The sequence below is a fragment of the Rhodococcus sp. MurmanLake-1 genome, from assembly GCF_056945715.1.
The window spans coordinates 738,892-753,752 of the sequence record NZ_JBWZNF010000002.1 but is presented as its reverse complement, the minus strand read 5'-3'; the positions used below and the strand labels follow the sequence as shown (position 1 = coordinate 753,752).

The following is a 14,861-nucleotide window of genomic DNA, read 5'->3' as shown; positions in this document are numbered from 1 at the left end:
CGTGGGCTCAGTCGTCGTCGTGGGCTCAGTCGTCGTCGTGGGCTCAGTCGTCGTCGTGGGCTCAGTCGTCGTCGTGGGCTCAGTCGTCGTCGTGGTTTCAGTCGTCGTGGTCGGCTCAGTCGTGGTCGGCGTCGGAATTACCGTTGTACCGCAGTTGTGATGGTGGCAATGCCAGCCGTAGTTGCCGTTGCCGTTGCCGTTGTTACCGCCACCGTTGTTGCCGTTGTTGCCGTTGTTGCCGTTGTTGCCGTTGTTGCCGTTGTTGCCGTTGTTGCCGTTGTTGCCGTTGTTGCCGTAGTTGCCGTTTCCGTTGCCATTGTTTCCACCGCCACTGTTGCCGCCAGGTTGGGCGGCGACGATGGCAGGGAAGACCGATACGGCAAGGACGCCGATACCCATCAGGCACATCACAGCAACAAGCATCATCGCTAGCCGTCGTGGCTGGCTCATCGACATTCCTCCCCGACACATACGTCCGACCTGCGGAAAACTGCGGCAGACTCATCGTGCCTATCGCACCGGACACACCCTCGTTACATTTCCGGCAAACATGTATCCGCCCAAGGATCATCCCTCACTTGGAAGCTCAACGGTCCGGATCAGCGGTCGCAATCGTATGAAACGGCGCACACTCGAGCTAAATCTTCACAATTCGGGCAGGCTCTGAAAATGCAGGAAAGGGCCGTTCAACTTTCGTTGAAAGACCCTTTTTGCTGGTACTTCTTGGTGGAGCTGAGGGGAATCGAACCCCTGACCTCTTCGATGCGAACGAAGCGCGCTACCAACTGCGCCACAGCCCCGTGCCACCGCCTCAGCGGTGCTCGGCAACTCTAACAGGAACGAATACTCCCGTTGGAATCACCCGACACGAACTTTCGGCCCGACAAGATCTGCCCAGAAGATCGACGGAGAAAGGTCACTGACCGGATGCGCGACGCATCTCGGTGTGCCTGACCTCTTCTTCGTAGTGATCCAAGTGATCGAACACCGGATCTTCGTCGTCGACCTCGAGGACAACCGCTCCTGGCCGGCGCAATCGCGCTGGAATCAGGCGCAACTCTTCGTCGGTGTGCGATTCGACTCCGAGTCGCGATCGGTTGAGGCGCTCGGTGCGACGACGGCGAATCTCCTGCTCGATACGAACCTGCCGACGTAGGTACGCCATGTACCCACCGAGGCCGCACACGGTCAGCACAAACAACCACCACACCATCGGCGAGATGATCAATGCGAGAGCGCCCGAGAGAATCGCGACGAATGCCAGGCCCAACAATGTCCGCTGACGGAATGCGTACCGCGCCTCCCGGGCGATGGCATCCGCTTCGGGGTCGAATCCGCCTCGGCCGCGCCGAACGGGAACAAATTCTCCGACCGGTGCACGACCGCCGGTGTAGTCGTCTTCTGCGTGAGTGTCCATCTGGTCCTCCGCGTCGTAGCTGCTGCGCACTGGTTCTGGTTGCCAGTTCGGATCGCTTCGATGTCCTGCTGCCGGCCCGCGCTGAACAGGGTTGCTGTCGCCGCGGTGGAGTACTCGAGTCGCGAGCGCCGCGTCACTCGTCTGCCGGATCCTGGGGCGCTTGTTGACAAGCATCGGCACCAGGACGAACAGCCACACGGCCACCAGCCCGATCCACACGAATGAGCTAGGCATGCCGCGGCCTCCTCCCGATCACCTACCAGCACCTATGCCAGCCGTTGACGAGTCAAGGTTAACGGCCGACGCCCTCGCATCGTTGCCGACGCGCCGAACCCCACCATACTCATGTGTCACACGCGTACCGAACTGAACTTCCGGTTCAGTCCCAAAAGTCTCAAGTTCTGGTTGAATCAAAAACCACATTTTTCCGGCCGAAAGTAGGACTACTCAGCGGTAACTGCCGTTTAGCTCGCATTTCTCACGCTCGTGGCGCCGTATTGGTCACACCCACGAAGCGCGTCCGGACCGCACCAATCTGTCGACGACGGTGGTGGGTACTTCCTCGATGGTCATTCCGACCAGAAGATGATCACGCCATTGGCCGTCGACATCGAGATAGCGCTTGAGAAGACCTTCCTCCCGGAACCCAACATTTCGTAGGACTGCGCGACTCGACGCGTTCTCCGGCCGAACGGTCGCCTCCACTCGATGCAGACCGACCTTCGAGAATGCGTGATCGAGTGTGAGCGCCACGGCCGCTGTGGCTACGCCCCCACCGGTGACGTGCGAGGCGACCCAATAGCCCACCCAGGCGGACCGCAGAGCGCCGCGCACGACATTTCCGATGGTGACCTGCCCGCAGTACTTCCCGTCGAGTTCGATCACCAAGGGAAGGATCCGGCCCTTGCGCGCCTCGGAGCGAAGATTCCCGCACAGGGACGGCCAGACAGTAATGTGGTGGCGAGCATCCCAGGGCGACTCTCCGGTGGGCTCCCACGGCTCCAGGTGCTCGCGATCGCGAATGCGGAGGCGACTCCACACAGCAGCGTCACGGAGCTTCACGGGGCGGACGGTCACCACTCCCGCGGGCACTCGCAGTGGGCCGAGATCTTCCGGCCATCCTGGATGGACTGACATCACACCCCACTCGGGTCGGCGTTACCCACGTTGGGCGAGAAAAGCTACGTCGACTTCTTCACCGATGTGCACTTCGGTGACGTCTCGATCGACAAGAACCAAGCAATTGGCTTCCGCCAAGGTCGCGAGGAGATGTGAGGACGCACCGGGCGCACCCCCGAGTGCCTGCACCAGGTACTCCCCCGTCGCTTCGTCACGCATCAGCTGACCACGCAGGAAACCCTTGCGATCGGCAATCGACGTGATCGTTCCCACCGTGCGCGCCTTCACTACTCGCCGCATCGGTTGGCGGCGTCCGAGCGCGATTCTGATCAGCGGGCGAACCATGACTTCGAATACCACCAGTGCGCTGACCGGGTTGGACGGTAGGAGAAAGGTCGGAACCTCGTCTCGTCCCAGCTTGCCGAAGCCCTGCACTGATCCCGGATGCATGGCAACGCGCTCCACCTCGAGTGTCCCCAGGTCGGCAAGCGCCTCACGAACCTCGTCGGACGCTCCGCCGCCCACGGCACCGGCGATGACAACGATTTCCGAGCGAATCAGCTGTCCCTCGACTACTTCGCGAAGACGGCGCGAGTCGTTGCCTGCGATTCCCACACGGTTGACGTCGGCGCCGGCATCGCGCGCTGCGGCGGCGAGGGCATACGAATTGACGTCGTAGACCTGACCAGGCCCCGGCGTGCGATCCACGTCGACAAGTTCTCCACCGACGCTGATGACGGAGAGACGCGGACGCGGATGGACGAGCACTTTGTCGCGACCGACCGCAGCAAGCAAACCGACCTGCGCGGCTCCGATGATGGTGCCTGCCCGAACGGCCACGTCGCCCGGCTGGACGTCGTCACCTGCACGGCGAACGTAATCGCCCGAACGCACCGGCTCGAAGATCCGAACGCGAGCGCGACCACCGTCGGTGTTTTCGAGCGGGAGCACGGCGTCGGCCAGCGTGGGCAGCGGCGCGCCCGTGTCGACTCGAACGGCCTGACGCGGTTGCAACCGGATCGGTTGGCGTGAGCCCGCCGTCACCTCGCCGACCACCGGCAAGCTGAGGTCCGTAGGCTCGCCGTCCTCGCCGCGGAGGTCGGCTCCAGCGCCGGCGACATCGACACTGCGAACCGCGTAACCGTCGATGGCAGCTTGATCGAATCCCGGCAATGGGCGTTCGGTCACCACTTCCTCGGCACACAGCAGTCCCTGCGCCTCCGAGATGGCGACCCGAACCGGACGGGGTGCCACTGCAGCAGCGGTAACCCTGGTCTGCTGCTCCTCAACCGACCGCATCTGGTCCGCGTCCTCCTGTGTCTGGAAATTCGGTGATATCCGTCAGCTCATGATGCCTTGCCTTCGAAAAGGGACAAGCACATTGATACTGCGTTATCGGGCGATCAACCACCGTGGCGACACGCTCAGCGGTCGAGCCGATCCGCGAGCCACTTACGCAAGGACGGACCGTAATCGTCGCTGTCGAGTGCCAGGTCAACCGAAGCGCGGAGGTACCCGCCGGGGTTGCCCAGGTCATGACGCGTTCCGCGGTGCACCACCACGTGAACCGGATGACCCTCGGAAATCAGGAGAGCGATGGCGTCGGTGAGTTGCAACTCACCGCCGGCTCCCGGCTTGATGCGACGAAGTGCGTCGAAAATCGCACGATCGAGCAGATAGCGACCCGCAGCGGCAAAGGTCGACGGCGCGTCTTCCACAGCCGGCTTCTCGACCATGCCGACGACCTTGAGGACGTCGGGATTGACCGCGTCGGGAACGATCTCGACGTCGAAGACGCCGTAAGCGCTCACTGCGTCCTTGGGAACGTCGATTGCACAGAGAACGGACCCGCCGCGCTTGGCCCGAACTCGCGCCATGATCTCCAGGACGCCACGCGGGAGTACGAGATCATCGGGCAGAAGGACCGCGATGGCATCTTCGTCGTCGTCGAGAACCGACTCGACGCAACCGACTGCATGCCCGAGGCCGAGGGGCTGCTCCTGAATCACGGAATCGACTTCGAGCAAACCCGGCGCTTTGCGCACCTTTGCCAGGGCAGCAAGTTTTCCGCTCGCTTCCAGCTTGCTTTCGAGCACGAGATCCTCGACGAAGTGCGCAACCACTCCGTCTTTGCCCGGGGACGTCACGATGACGAGCCGCTCGGCTCCCGAGTCCGCAGCTTCACCCGCCACCAGTTCGATACCCGGTGTGTCCACGACCGGCAGCAATTCTTTCGGAACCGTCTTGGTGGCAGGCAGGAAACGCGTACCAAGTCCGGCTGCGGGAACCACGGCCGTACGGAAGGCCCTCGTGCTGCTAGCGACAACGTCTGTCATGCCAACACCTTAGCCGCCGCTTGTTACCGCTCGGTCAGCACGACGAATATCGTTGCGGGGTGACACCTCAGACAAAAGCACAATGGCGACAAATCGCACTCGCAGCACGTGATGCAGTCTCCGAGCACACTCGAAACACGGAAACTGCGGCGTTGATCACGCACATACGTTCAGTGATTGTCGACGGCTCAACCGTCTGTGCGTACGTCCCCACCCGCACCGAACCAGGATCCACCGACTTGCTCGACGCCGTTGCCGAGATCGCGCAGCGTGTACTACTTCCGATCACCGGAGAACCCGGACCGTTGTCCTGGGTTCAATACAGCGGTGCCGACGGTTTGCGCCCCGCGAAGTACGGCATTCGGGAGCCCGTCGGACCCGTCCTACCACCGGAAACCCTGTCCGACGTGGAATGCATGCTGATCCCTGCTCTCGCGGTGGATCTTCGTGGAACACGCCTCGGCCGCGGCGCAGGCTTCTACGACCGGACGCTCGGGTCGGTCGGACCGCAGACTCGGCTCGTGGCAATTGTCAGAGACTCCGAACTCGTCGAGACCTTGCCGGCCGACGACCACGACATTCCGATGGGATGGGCATTGACGCCGAGCGGCGGTCTCACGCGGCTCCAAGGCGATTGATCTGCGGGAATAGATCCCTGATTAGCGCTGTTGGCACTGTCACTTGTAGAGTGCTAAAGGCTGCGGTGTAAATACGCGGCTGCTCGAACATCACAGTGCGGAGGAAGCCCGGTGCCCACCTACTCATACGCATGTACGGAATGTGACAACCGTTTCGACATCGTCCAGTCCTTCAGCGAAGATTCGCTGACGGTCTGCCCAGCTTGCTCAGGCAAGCTCCGCAAGCTGTTCAACTCTGTTGGCATCGTGTTCAAGGGCAGCGGCTTCTACCGCACCGACAGCCGCGGCGGCTCCGGGACTGCGAGCGAGCCCGCCAAGAGTGATTCGGCACCCGCTGCGAAGTCCGAGTCCAAGTCGGACTCCTCTTCGACATCGAGTTCGTCGACCAGCACGCCGGCGCCCGCGAAGGCTGCCGCAAGCTGATTTCCACAACCTCCGGGTTGTCCACAGTTTCACATCGTTAGGGCCGGAAGCACCGCTTCCGGCCCTAACGTGCATGAATGCCGTCAGCACGTTCTCGCTCGCCGAGGCGCTCCGATCCACTGCGCGCCCAGCTCGATCTCACCCCGAGCACCTTCGATCGCGTCGTCGAACTGACGCGCGGCACTCGGTTCCGCACGGCGACAGTCCGCAAGATCGCAGCCGTTGCCCTGGCCGCACTCGGCGTCGTTCTCTTCTTCCGAGGCGATCCCGCGACCGATACGGTCGCCGTAGTTGTCTCGAGTCGCGATCTCACTCCCGGACAGGTGATCGCGGATTCGGATGTCGAGATCCGAGAGATCGACTCGAAACAACTTCCCGAAGGAGTTGTCTCCGATACCGACCTGGTAGTCGGGAGAACCGTTGCCGGCCCGATTCGCTCCGGAGAAACCGTCACCGACGTGCGCGTTCTCAGCCCACGGCTGGCCGGGTTGTCGGTAGGAACCGACGACGCCCGTATCGTCCCCGTTCGATTGGCCGATGCAGCCGTCGCGGACATGTTGCGCACCGGGGATGTCGTCGACGTCCTGACCGTCGGCCCTGACACATCCCGCACTGACACATCCCGCCCCGACACACCCAACGAATCAATTGCCGACAAGGCCCCGCAGATTCTTGCGGCGGGAGCAGTAGTCGCGCTGGTCACCACGTCGGAAAGTACACGTAACCAGCAGGAACAGGTGATTCTGCTGGCTCTGCCGACACCGGCAGCCAACGTCGTTGCCGCGGCATCCCTGTCCAATGCGATCACCGTGACATTCCGCTGACCGCACAAAGCGTCCGAAGCTCCTCTAGGATTTTTCCAGTCGGTTCGGTATCAACGAACCATCTGGCACTTGCCATCGGAGACTCGAGGGGACACCGACATGCTCAAGGGATTCAAGGATTTCCTGCTTCGCGGAAACGTGCTCGACCTGGCCGTCGCCGTTGTCGTCGGCGCAGCCTTCACCGCCATCGTCACGGCATTCACCAGTAACATCATCAATCCACTCATCGCCGCAATCGGCGGTTCAAACGAGTTGGGCTGGGGTGTCGAAATCATCTCAGGCAACCCCGAGACATTCTTGAACATCGGCGCCGTGGTCACCGCGATCATCAACTTCATCATCATCGCGGCGGTCGTCTACTTCGTGCTGATCGTTCCCGCGAATGCGGCAAAGAAGAAGTTCGTCTCCGAGCCTGAGGACAAGGAAGCCAGCGAAACCGATCTGCTCATCCAGATCCGCGACATCCTCTCCGCCAACGGAAGCGGCGCCGACACAGGAGCCCACGCCAAGACGCTCGAATAGGCAGCGCTCACAGAACAAATCAGGCCCTCGGACATTGTGTCCGAGGGCCTGATTTACTTCTCAACCGCCGTGGTGCGGGGGCCGCTGACTGCGCAGCCAGTCGTCGTCCGAGGATCGCGAGGAACCTTCAGGCCCCCGCTCGTCCGACGTCGTCTCGGGAAAGACGTCCCCGAAGATGCGCGCCAGGCGCTTCTTGTCGACTGGCGGCTTCTTCGGGGTATCTGGTTGCTCCGACAAGCTGTCTCAGCCCTCGAGGCTGGACAGCTCGGCGATGACGTGACTCGCCAAAGCCGTCAGGGTTGCCATGCCGTCGCGAATTGCCGGCCTGGTCGACGCCAGATTGGCGACCACGGTGCTTCCCGAAACCCCGACGAGGCCGCGGGACAAGCCTGCTTCGAGCGATCCGGCCGACAGACCGGAAGCGCGAAGTGCTTCGGCAATTCCCGGGATCTCGCGATCGAGAACCTCTGCGGTCACGTCGGGAGTGACGTCACGCGGGGATACCCCGGTACCGCCGACCGAGATCACGAGGTCGACGCCACCGATGACTGCGGTGTTGAGAGCGTTGCGGATCTCCACTTCGTCGGCGGCGACGGCGACCGTCGCATCGACGAGAAAACCCGCTTCGTTCAGCAGTTCCGTAACCAGTGGACCGATGGAGTCGGTGTTGTCGCCGTGGGCTGTGCGATCGTCGACGATGACGACCAGAGCGCGGCCGGCCGATGTGGCTTCGAGTTCCATGACACCTACCGTAGTGTCCGATCCCGACGCCGTTGCGATCTGGCCGAAGATCGGGTCGATCGTCTGCTGATCGCCGAACATCATCGGCCGCCCTGCGCTGCCGCGGTTCCCAACGTGACGTCGACGGTTTTGGTCTGCCCGCCGTCGCTGTACGTGATCGAGACCTTGTCGCCGGGAGCATGTGAACGCACTGCCGCGATCAGCGAATCACCATCTGCGACAACACGATCGTCGACCTTGGTGATGACTGCACCCTTCGGGATACCGGCCTTGGCGGCCGGCCCGTCAGCAGTGACATCCATGACGGTTGCGCCGTCGGCGTTGTCCTGCGACGGTACGGTCACGCCGATCATGGCTTGAGTCGCCTTGCCGGTCTTGATCAGTTCGTCGGCGACGCGGCGTGCCTGATCGATCGGGATGGCGAAACCGAGGCCGATGGAACCGCCCTGGGTACCCGACGACGCTCCGAGCGAGGCGATCGCCGTGTTGATGCCGATCAGCTGGCCGTCCATGTTGACGAGGGCGCCGCCGGAGTTGCCGGGGTTGATCGCTGCGTCGGTCTGCAGAGCGTCGATGACGGTGTTCTGGTTGCCGGACTCGCCGCTCGTGGACACCGGGCGATCGAGTGCGGAGATGATGCCTTCGGTGACCGTGCCGGCAAGGCCGAGCGGGGACCCGACGGCCACAACCTGCTGTCCGACCTGAACGTCGCCGGAGTTCCCGAGATCGATGGGGGTGAGGTCGTTGCGGCCGTCGACCTTGATGACGGCGATGTCCGAGACGGGATCGGCACCGACAAGGGTGGCCGAGGCCTTGGTTCCGTCGGAGAACGCGACGCGAAGTTGCGCTCCCTGAGCACCGGCAACGTGGTTGTTGGTCAGGATCAGACCGTCGGAGGACAGGATGACACCGGAACCCTCACCGCCCTGTCCCTGCGCGGTGGCCACCTCGATCTGCACGACGCTCGGCACCACCTTCGAGGCAACGGCCTGAACCGAGCCGGCGGGAGCATTGGACGTGTTGGTCGCAGTGGGCTTCGGGGCGTTCAGAGAGTTGGTGACCGTCGCGGTTCCACCGTTGCGGTCCGCGACGACGGCACCGACCACGCCACCGACACCACCACTGACCAGAACCAGCGCCAGAGCACCGGCAACCAGCGCCATGCGTCCCGACTTCGGCTTTGTGGTGGTCGAACCGGAGTTCGGCCCCTGCAGCGGTGCGGGGATCTGGTTGTGGCCGCCCGGACCGTTCGGGCCGCCGGGGCCACCAGGGTTGGGTGCGCCGTACGGGGCGCTCTGCTGGTACGCGGCCTCATGGGCACCGTGCGGGTGGCCGAAAGCCTGCGTGGGCTGCTGCGGCGCCTGCCCGAAGGCTTCGGTGGGCCGGCCTTCGGTGGGTCGGCCTTCAGTGGGTCGGCCTTCAGTGGGTCGGGCAAAGGATTCGGTCGGCTGGTACGGCTGCTGAGGCGCCTGCCCCTGAGGCTGCTGCGGCGGCACGGGAGGCTGCGCCTGAGGTGCTGTCGGCTGCGCTTGGGTGGTGGGCTCGCTGTTGGGCTGCTCGGGCCGGGTCGGCCCGACGTTACGGTCCTCGGTCATCGGCTCGCTTTCGTCTACGGTGACCACCGGACGGGCAGTCACAACTGTTCTGCCGACAATGCTGCCTTGCGCTGCTGAGAAGGCGCTGAGACGTGCCTGTCACTTTACCCAGAGTTCGACGTGAAAATCCGGTGTTGTCGGCTCGGCCCGAAAGACTCTCGGGCCGAACGCATTAACTCGTGACGTCAGTCACCGAAGCACGGGACCAACGGGTCTACAGAACACGCTACTCGGCGCTCGGCCCTGGTTCGCCGGGAAGCACGATACGAACAAGCGCTCCCCCACGATCGGATTCGTCGATCGCGATGGTGCCGCCGTGCTTGACGACAACCTGACGCACAATCGCAAGTCCCAGACCCGATCCCGGCATCGAACGTGCCGCGGTCGACCGGTAGAAACGATCGAACACCAACTCCCGATCCTCCTCCGGAATGCCAGGTCCCGCGTCACTTACGGTCAATTCCAACAATCCTTGGCCGACCGGACGCATTTCGACGCGTACCTGTTCGCCCTTCGGACTCCATTTCGCAGCGTTGTCGAGGACGTTCAGCACCGCACGCGACAGACCCGCTTGATCTCCGTAGACGTACCACGGAGTGGTGACCGCTTCGAACTCGATTTCGTTGCGCCTGCGCCGCGCTCGTTCGAGCGCACGCTCGACGACGTCGCTGACGTCTACGCGCTCGTACACGGTTTCGGGCGCGTCTTCGCGGGCCAGATCGACAAGGTCACCGACCAGAGTCGACAGTTCCTCGATCTGCGCGACGACGTCGGCACGAAGTTCCGCCATGTCCTCGTCGGGAATCTGCGGCGCACCGGGGCGACTGGACGCGATCAGCAATTCCATGTTGGTACGCAACGAAGTCAACGGTGTGCGCAACTCGTGTCCGGCGTCCGCGACGAGGCGCGACTGACGCTCACGTGACTCGGCGAGTGCCCGCAGCATCGTGTTGAAACTCTCTGTCAGGCGCGCTAATTCGTCGCTGCCGGTAACGGGGATCTGCGTCAGATCGTCAGTCCGGGCGACTCGTTCGGTGGCGGCAGTCAGCCTGGCGATGGGCCGTAAACCGGTGCGGCCCACGGTAGTACCCGCCACCGCAGCAAGTATGACGCCACACCCGCCGACCACGAAGAGAACCCAGGCCAGCCGATCCAGTACCGCAACGGTCGGCGCGAGCCGCTGACCGATCACCAAAGTGCTTCCGTCATGCGTCCGTTGAGCCAGCACTCGCTGACCGTCGACGGTTCGCAGCGAAGAATCCGATTCGCCACGCGCAACGGCATCTTCGGCCTCTCCGATCGGCACGTCGGAACCGGGCGGCTGGTACGTGCTCAGGTCCGAGAAGATCAGGGCCACACTGATGTCGGTGGTGTACAGCGTCGCACCGGAGATGTAGCGAGGATCGAATCGCACGACATTGCTGTCGATGAGCACCGCCGCCCTGGTACGCAACTGGTGATCGACGTCCGCGTAGAGCGCACGCGAAACCACCGCGTACGCCGCGATCGCCATGACTGCGACGGCAATGGCCACCACCGACGCAGCGAGGAGCGTCACACGCCAACGCAATGACACCGAACGGGTCAGTGGCATCGGCGGGCGCATTTCGACGGACGCTTGGGTGGTGGAGGATTTCTTCGGTTCGGCGTTCTTGCCGAACGGAGCGGTGATCACGGAGGCGTCTCCCGCAGGACGTAGCCGACTCCGCGGACAGTGTGGATCAACCTCGGTTCGCCGTCGGCTTCCGTCTTGCGACGCAGGTAGCCGACGTACACCTCGAGCGCGTTGCCGGACGTCGGGAAGTCGTACCCCCACACCTCTTCGAGAATGCGTCCACGGGTGAGCACGCGGCGCGGGTTGGCCATGAGCATTTCGAGAAGGGAAAACTCGGTACGAGTCAGGCTGATCGATCGTTCACCGCGCTTGACCTCACGGGTGACCGGGTCGAGGGTGAGGTCCTCGAACGCCATCATTTCGGAATCGGCGTCCAGATCGGGCGCGGTGCGACGCAGTAGTGCACGCAACCTGGCAAGCAACTCTTCCAAAGCGAAGGGCTTGGGCAGGTAGTCGTCCGCTCCGGCATCGAGGCCGGCGACTCGCTCGCTGACCGAATCGCGGGCGGTGAGCACGAGGATGGGCAGGTCGTCACCGGCACTGCGAAGACGACGGCACACTTCGAGTCCGTCGAGTCGCGGCATCATGACGTCGAGCACGACGGCGTCCGGCCGGTTGGCGAGGATCTTCTCGAGTGCGTCGAGCCCGTCGACCGCGAGCTCGACCGTGTAGCCGTTGAAGCTGAGCGACCGCCGAAGCGACTCGCGAACCGCCCGGTCGTCGTCGACCACCAAAATACGCATACCGACAGTTTGGACTGAAGTGCTGAGATGCGGCTGAGAGGGTCCGATTCCGGCCTCCGGCGTGTCGCGGTCAGTCCCGGGTTCGCCTGGGCCCGGGCAGGCTCCAATGACGCCATAACGCAAGCAGTCTGAACACCGCGGCGAACGCCGTGCCGCACACCAGCGCGGCGTTGGTGGACAGTCCGGCTTGCGAGACTGTGACCACCAACGCAGCGCCGAGCAGTGCGGGAACCGCGTACAGGTCTTTGTGCAGGAGCAGCGGTACCTCGTTGACGAGGACGTCGCGGATCACTCCGCCGCCGATCGCCGCGGTCGCACCGATCAATGTCGCCGCCAGCGAACTGGCGTTGTTGTCCAGCGCGATGACGGCGCCGGTACTAGCGAACAAGCCCATCCCCAGTGCGTCGAGCGCCAGGATTTCACGACGCAGTCGATTGAGCGGCTCGTGTAGGTAGAACACGGCGAGTGAGGTGGCGGCGGCCGTTCCGAAGTACGGCCAACTGCTCAGCGAACTGGGCGGATGGACGCCGAGAAGGACGTCGCGGACGATACCGCCGCCGATGCCGGTGAACACACCCACCGAGCACACCCCGAAGATGTCGAGTCGCTTGGTGACGCCCACCAGGGCACCCGAGGCCGCGAACGCCACGATGCCCACCAGTTCGAGGATCCTCAGCAGCACCGGCCAAGGATCGCACGGTCAGATGCGGCTCGGGTCGATCACCCCGAGTCGAACTGCTTTGACCAGTCGCCGAGGAACCCGGTGGGTCTGGCCGAAGGCCGTGACCTCGACCAGATCGGGCGCCGTCGCCTTCCACTGAGCACGGCGACTGCGGGTGTTGGAACGCGACATCTTCCGCTTGGGAACGGCCATCAGAGTGCCTTGCGCTTTCCGTAGCGACGCTCGAACTTCTCGACGCGTCCGGCGGTGTCCATCACTCGTTGTGCTCCGGTCCAGAACGGGTGCGAGTCGCTCGTGACGTCGACGACCAACAGCGGGTATGTGCCGCCGTCTTCCCATTCGACGGTGCGCTCACTCGTCACGGTCGACCGGGTCAGGAAGCTCTTGCCGGTGCTGGCGTCCTGGAACACCACGGGGTGGTAGTCGGGGTGCATCTGCTTCTTCATTCGTTTCCCTCTCGCGTTGATTCGGTTTCGGCATAGGGTGATTCGGATTCGTCGCACGGGTCTTCGTGGAACTCTCCGAACGGGTCTTCCCAGGTGGTCCACGACGCTTCGTCGGCCAACTCCTCGTCGGTGACCAGGGCGTGCTGCAGTGTTCGGTCGATCTCGAGCGGGTTCGCACCGCACGTCAGAACGACCATCGAGGTGTCACGGTCGCCGAAACGCTCGTCCCATTTCAGGGCCGCGAGCGCACGGCGCTCGGCTGGAACGCGCTCGCGTTGCTGCGCCGTCATCGCGGCCAGCCAGGTGTCCGCGCTGGCAACCCGCAGGCCACCGCCCGCCGATTCGAGCCAGAGCGCTTCGCCCGGTTGCGTCGCCACCCAGACGCGCCCGCGGGAGTACACGACACCTTCGAGCAGGACGTCGATCGCCTCGTGCAGACGCCCGGGGTGGAACGGCCGGTTCGCAGTGAACTCGACGAGCATCACTCCGCCGTCGTCGTCGAGCGGCGGCTGACGACGCAACAGCGGTGAGTGAGCGTCGGCCAGCTCACCGCGTCGCGCATCCGCAGGCACCTCGAGGAGCAGTGCCTCGATGTCGTCTCCCTCATCGAAGACGGGTACCCGCGGAGCAATGCGCGCGAGAACCGCGTTCAAGCGGGACCGCTGCCAGCCGTCGAGTCCATCGGACCCGCGCAGTACGAGAGCGTCGGCGAAGTCGACCTGCCCGACGACGACCTGAGCCAGGGTGCGGTCGTCGTCGAGAGCTTCGTCGCCGGTGGCGTCGGCAAGCCAGGTCTGGGCGTCGATGCATGTCACGACGGCGTCGACGCGGACGTCACGCTGTGCCGGTCCGTCCAATTGGCCGACGACGCCCGTCACGACGACATGCTCGATCGCCCAGCACAGCGCTTCGGGTTCGAGTTGGCGGTCAAGCAGCAAGACGATCCGCTGGACCGAACTGTGCGAGTGAAGGCGACGCAGCAGCGGCAGCAAATCTTCGCGCAGGGTGCAGGAGACGCAGCCGTGCGCGAGCTCGAGGATCGTCTCGCGTTCGGACACCGTGCCGGCAGACCCGGTGCCCCCGGTCATCGAGGTGACCGTCCGCCGGACCACCCCTTCACGGACGTGGCTCAGGTCGTGGTGAACCAGAACAGTTCCGGTTCGCAGCAACGCTCGTGCGGTGTGTGGAGTGGATTCGCTCATGCCGGCGACCAGGACCAGCGGAGTCCTGCCGTCCAAGATCGTGTTCACAGCGGGCCTTTCTGGGAATGATTGTCATTACCGAGGTTGAACGCTACATTGATCTCACCGCATTGTCGAAAACGATTGTCATCTGCAAGTTGAAAGGAACACCCATGTCGGCTCACTGCCAAGTGACCGGACGTGTGCCGGGGTTCGGAAAATCCGTCTCGCACTCCCACAAGCGTTCGAATCGTCGCTGGAACCCGAACATCCAGCGCAAGACATACGTATTGCCCAGCGAGGGTCGTCGAATCACGCTCACCCTCTCGACCAAGGGCATCAAGACGATCGACCGCGACGGCATCGAATCCGTCGTCGCCCGGATCCGCGCGCGCGGCGAGAAGGTCTGAGCAGATGGCACGAAACGAGATCCGCCCGATCGTGAAACTCAAGTCCACGGCAGGCACCGGGTACACGTACGTGACCCGCAAGAACCGTCGCAACGACCCCGATCGACTCGTACTGAAGAAGTACGACCCCGTGGTGCGCATGCACGTCGATTTCCGAGAAGAGAAGTAG

At 63.6% G+C, this 14,861-nt stretch carries 20 protein-coding genes and 1 tRNA gene; 6 read left to right on the top strand and 15 right to left on the bottom strand.

Features of this window, described 5'->3' with window-relative positions; genetic code table 11:
- From AC2ETI_RS09980 to AC2ETI_RS09955, 6 genes are all read right to left on the bottom strand, one after another.
- Positions 1 to 450, bottom strand: a 450-nt coding sequence (locus AC2ETI_RS09980; RefSeq protein WP_483633840.1) for a hypothetical protein, incomplete at its 3' end; no start/stop codon positions are given.
- Between the two features lie 274 nt (positions 451 to 724).
- Positions 725 to 800: transfer RNA gene (locus AC2ETI_RS09975), tRNA-Ala, on the bottom strand.
- Positions 801 to 916: 116 nt separating this feature from the next.
- Positions 917 to 1,651 (bottom strand): divisome protein SepX/GlpR, encoded by a 735-nt coding sequence (sepX, locus tag AC2ETI_RS09970; RefSeq protein ID WP_355329172.1) that lies wholly within the window; start codon positions 1,649 to 1,651, stop codon positions 917 to 919.
- A gap of 267 nt (positions 1,652 to 1,918) precedes the next feature.
- Positions 1,919 to 2,554 (bottom strand): GNAT family N-acetyltransferase, encoded by a 636-nt coding sequence (locus AC2ETI_RS09965; protein WP_007727523.1) that lies wholly within the window; start codon positions 2,552 to 2,554, stop codon positions 1,919 to 1,921.
- Between the two features lie 21 nt (positions 2,555 to 2,575).
- On the bottom strand, positions 2,576 to 3,835 hold the full coding sequence (gene glp / locus AC2ETI_RS09960) for a molybdotransferase-like divisome protein Glp (protein WP_003946353.1): 1,260 nt from the start codon (positions 3,833 to 3,835) through the stop codon (positions 2,576 to 2,578).
- Positions 3,836 to 3,960: 125 nt separating this feature from the next.
- Positions 3,961 to 4,872 carry a UTP--glucose-1-phosphate uridylyltransferase gene (locus AC2ETI_RS09955; RefSeq protein WP_019744725.1) on the bottom strand — a complete coding sequence of 304 codons (912 nt, stop codon included), beginning with the start codon at positions 4,870 to 4,872 and terminating at the stop codon, positions 3,961 to 3,963.
- Between the two features lie 59 nt (positions 4,873 to 4,931).
- Here AC2ETI_RS09955 and AC2ETI_RS09950 point away from each other — a divergent pair, with 59 nt between their 5' ends.
- From AC2ETI_RS09950 to mscL, 4 genes are all read left to right on the top strand, one after another.
- Entirely contained in the window at positions 4,932 to 5,510 is a 579-nt protein-coding gene (locus tag AC2ETI_RS09950; protein WP_021332313.1) for a 5-formyltetrahydrofolate cyclo-ligase, read from the top strand.
- Between the two features lie 111 nt (positions 5,511 to 5,621).
- A complete protein-coding gene (locus tag AC2ETI_RS09945) occupies positions 5,622 to 5,933 on the top strand; it encodes an FmdB family zinc ribbon protein (RefSeq protein WP_003946378.1) in 312 nt (103 codons plus the stop codon).
- Positions 5,934 to 6,010: 77 nt separating this feature from the next.
- Positions 6,011 to 6,757 (top strand): SAF domain-containing protein, encoded by a 747-nt coding sequence (locus AC2ETI_RS09940; RefSeq protein WP_483633839.1) that lies wholly within the window; start codon positions 6,011 to 6,013, stop codon positions 6,755 to 6,757.
- A gap of 99 nt (positions 6,758 to 6,856) precedes the next feature.
- Entirely contained in the window at positions 6,857 to 7,279 is a 423-nt protein-coding gene (gene mscL, locus AC2ETI_RS09935; protein WP_003946383.1) for a large conductance mechanosensitive channel protein MscL, read from the top strand.
- A gap of 60 nt (positions 7,280 to 7,339) precedes the next feature.
- Here mscL and AC2ETI_RS09930 read toward each other — a convergent pair whose 3' ends face one another.
- The 9 genes from AC2ETI_RS09930 to mrf form a co-directional block, all read right to left on the bottom strand.
- Positions 7,340 to 7,516 carry a hypothetical protein gene (locus AC2ETI_RS09930; RefSeq protein ID WP_019744729.1) on the bottom strand — a complete coding sequence of 59 codons (177 nt, stop codon included), beginning with the start codon at positions 7,514 to 7,516 and terminating at the stop codon, positions 7,340 to 7,342.
- Positions 7,517 to 7,522: 6 nt separating this feature from the next.
- Entirely contained in the window at positions 7,523 to 8,020 is a 498-nt protein-coding gene (locus AC2ETI_RS09925; RefSeq protein ID WP_176720912.1) for a MogA/MoaB family molybdenum cofactor biosynthesis protein, read from the bottom strand.
- Positions 8,021 to 8,100: 80 nt separating this feature from the next.
- Positions 8,101 to 9,615, bottom strand: a complete 1,515-nt coding sequence (locus tag AC2ETI_RS09920; RefSeq protein ID WP_408989986.1) for a S1C family serine protease — start codon at positions 9,613 to 9,615, stop codon at positions 8,101 to 8,103.
- Between the two features lie 226 nt (positions 9,616 to 9,841).
- Positions 9,842 to 11,221 (bottom strand): HAMP domain-containing sensor histidine kinase, encoded by a 1,380-nt coding sequence (locus AC2ETI_RS09915; RefSeq protein WP_020908630.1) that lies wholly within the window; start codon positions 11,219 to 11,221, stop codon positions 9,842 to 9,844.
- A 65-nt stretch (positions 11,222 to 11,286) separates the two neighbouring features.
- Positions 11,287 to 11,973, bottom strand: coding sequence for a response regulator transcription factor (locus AC2ETI_RS09910; protein WP_003946387.1), 687 nt, complete (start codon positions 11,971 to 11,973; stop codon positions 11,287 to 11,289).
- 70 nt (positions 11,974 to 12,043) lie between these two features.
- Complete coding sequence (locus tag AC2ETI_RS09905; RefSeq protein WP_003946409.1) at positions 12,044 to 12,655, bottom strand: trimeric intracellular cation channel family protein; 612 nt, start codon at positions 12,653 to 12,655, stop codon at positions 12,044 to 12,046.
- Positions 12,656 to 12,673: 18 nt separating this feature from the next.
- The gene (rpmF, locus tag AC2ETI_RS09900) at positions 12,674 to 12,847 is read right to left on the bottom strand and encodes a 50S ribosomal protein L32 (RefSeq protein ID WP_007727540.1); all 174 of its coding nucleotides are present in this window, start codon (positions 12,845 to 12,847) and stop codon (positions 12,674 to 12,676) included.
- Positions 12,847 to 13,101: a type B 50S ribosomal protein L31 gene (locus AC2ETI_RS09895; RefSeq protein ID WP_003946367.1), complete on the bottom strand. Its 255-nt coding sequence runs from the start codon at positions 13,099 to 13,101 to the stop codon at positions 12,847 to 12,849. The genes rpmF and AC2ETI_RS09895 overlap by 1 nt, the downstream gene beginning before the upstream one ends.
- Positions 13,098 to 14,351, bottom strand: a complete 1,254-nt coding sequence (gene mrf / locus AC2ETI_RS09890; RefSeq protein WP_483633838.1) for a ribosome hibernation factor-recruiting GTPase MRF — start codon at positions 14,349 to 14,351, stop codon at positions 13,098 to 13,100. Before mrf ends, AC2ETI_RS09895 begins: the two co-directional genes overlap by 4 nt.
- A 104-nt stretch (positions 14,352 to 14,455) precedes the next feature.
- On the opposite strand from mrf, the gene rpmB reads away from it, so the two are divergent.
- Positions 14,456 to 14,692: a 50S ribosomal protein L28 gene (gene rpmB, locus AC2ETI_RS09885; RefSeq protein ID WP_020908631.1), complete on the top strand. Its 237-nt coding sequence runs from the start codon at positions 14,456 to 14,458 to the stop codon at positions 14,690 to 14,692.
- Between the two features lie 4 nt (positions 14,693 to 14,696).
- Positions 14,697 to 14,861 carry a 50S ribosomal protein L33 gene (rpmG, locus tag AC2ETI_RS09880; RefSeq protein WP_483633837.1) on the top strand — a complete coding sequence of 55 codons (165 nt, stop codon included), beginning with the start codon at positions 14,697 to 14,699 and terminating at the stop codon, positions 14,859 to 14,861.